Source organism: Streptomyces exfoliatus, assembly GCF_000725545.1.
GTDB classification, from domain to species: Bacteria; Actinomycetota; Actinomycetes; order Streptomycetales; family Streptomycetaceae; genus Streptomyces; species Streptomyces exfoliatus.
In genome coordinates, this window is sequence record NZ_JNZP01000079.1 from 1 (window position 1) to 1,876 (window position 1,876).

The 1,876-nt window shown below is 67.9% G+C and carries 2 protein-coding genes; one reads left to right on the top strand and one right to left on the bottom strand.

Going from position 1 to position 1,876, the window contains the following annotated elements:
• Positions 1-84 precede the first annotated feature (84 nt).
• Complete coding sequence (locus tag IO20_RS0134125; RefSeq protein WP_030557219.1) at positions 85-486, bottom strand: hypothetical protein; 402 nt, start codon at positions 484-486, stop codon at positions 85-87.
• Positions 487-613: 127 nt separating this feature from the next.
• Here IO20_RS0134125 and IO20_RS0134130 point away from each other — a divergent pair, with 127 nt between their 5' ends.
• Positions 614-1,849: an IS701 family transposase gene (locus IO20_RS0134130; RefSeq protein ID WP_078946326.1), complete on the top strand. Its 1,236-nt coding sequence runs from the start codon at positions 614-616 to the stop codon at positions 1,847-1,849.
• Positions 1,850-1,876: the final 27 nt, after the last annotated feature.

Consider the following 1,876-nt stretch of genomic DNA (forward strand, 5'->3'; position numbering starts at 1 on the left):
TACTCCAGCTGTAGATCGTGATCTTGATCGCGGTGCGGCCGCCGCGCGTTGAGCGGCCTCATGCTGGGATGGGCGTCTCGCGGGTCATTTGCTCGGGCCGGCGATGACGATGTCGATGGCGTTGGCATCTGGCCCCGGCGTGTTCACGGCGACGCGTACTTTGAACTGGCCGCGGTCGCCCACTCGGTGCACGAAGCGGGTCTGCTGCTCGACATCGCCGACTGCGATGCGCCCGTCGGGCAGCAGGAGGGGGCCGTCGAAGACGGTGGTGAACTCCGGGTTCGGGCGTTGGGCCTGCGGGTCATCAGGCGGTGTGAAGAGACGCACCTTGATCAGCCCTCTCTGGGGTCGAACCCGGACGGCCACGTGAGTGTCGCAACTGACTGCGGGGGCGGCGTCCAGAGCGAGGGAGAGGGGCACCCAGTCGGTTGCCCCGAGGTGCAGAACGGGGTGATTGACGTAGATGTCGACGCCGGCGATCTGCATGGTGTTCCTCCTGCCCGGTATGGCTGCGGCCACCGTTGATCATCGGTGTGTGAAGACAAACGATCATGCGGTGGCCGCAGGTCACAGCGTAGACCCTGCCCGCTGGCAGGCAGCGTTCGAGGAGCTGATGGGGCGCATAGCCGGACGGTTCGCGCGGGTGGAGGCCCGGCGCCGGGCGGGACGGCTGGTGCTCGGGCTGCTGTCGGATCTGCCACGCAAGAACTGCTGGACGATCGCCGAGTGGGCCGGGGAAGCGACACCACACGGCATGCAGCATCTGCTGTGCCGAGCCTCCTGGGACGCCGACGCGGTTCGGGACGACGTACGCGACTACGTCGTGGAGCAGCTGCACGATGAGCGGGCAGTCCTCGTCGTCGACGAGACCGGCGACCTGAAGAAGGGCACCCACACGGTCGGGGTGCAGCGTCAATACACCGGCACCGCAGGCCGGATCGAGAACTCTCAGGTCGCTGTCTACCTCGTCTACGCGGGAGCGCGCGGACACGCGGCGGTGGACCGTGAGCTCTACATCCCGCGTTCGTGGACATGCGAGCCGGACCGCTGCCGGGCCGCCGGCCTCCCCGAGGACACCGCCTTTGCAACCAAGCCGGAGCTGGCCGGCCGTATGATCGGCCGGTTCCTCGACGCCGGACACCGCGTGGACTGGGTCACGGGCGACGAGGTCTACGGCGGCAACCCGCGTCTGCGGACCGCACTGGAAGAACGTGGGGTCGGCTTCGTGTTGGCCGTCGCCTCCTCGGCGGACGTCATCACCGGTGCGGGCAAGTTCCGGGCCGACGCGCTGGCCGCGAAGGTGCCCAAGCGGGCCTGGCAGAAGCTGTCGGCCGGGGCCGGCGCCAAAGGGCACCGCTTCTACGACTGGGCAGTCATCGACTTGGCCGACTCCGGACCGAACCACCACCAACTGCTAATCCGGCGCAACCGCACCACCGGCCAACGGGCCTACTACCGTTGCTCCTCACCTACTCCGGCACCCCTTGCCACGCTGGTCCGCGTCGCCGGGTCGAGGTGGCGAGTTGAGGAGACGTTCCAGTCGGGAAAGGGCCTTGCGGGACTGGACGAGCACCAGGTCCGCCGCTTCACCTCCTGGTCGCGCTGGGTCACCCTGGGCATGCTCGCGCACGCCTTCCTGGCAGTCACCCGTGCCACAGAACATGCCCGCCATCCCGCTCCGGACGGGTTGATCCCGCTCACCTGCAACGAGATCCAGCGGCTGTTCACGGCGCTCGTTGGACCTGTGCCCGATGCGGTCCACCGGCTGCGCTGGTCCCTCTGGCGGCGCCGCCACCAGGCCCGATCCAGAACCAGCCATTACCACCGGCAAGCCGCCGATCAGACATGAAGATCACGATCTACAGCTGGAGTATTA

Excerpts from the sequence above, each read along its gene's own strand:
- IO20_RS0134125 (WP_030557219.1), bottom strand. The coding sequence starts at position 486 with ATGCAGATCGCCGGCGTCGACATCTACGTCAATCACCCCGTTCTGCAC.
- IO20_RS0134130 (WP_078946326.1), top strand. The coding sequence starts at position 614 with ATGGGGCGCATAGCCGGACGGTTCGCGCGGGTGGAGGCCCGGCGCCGG.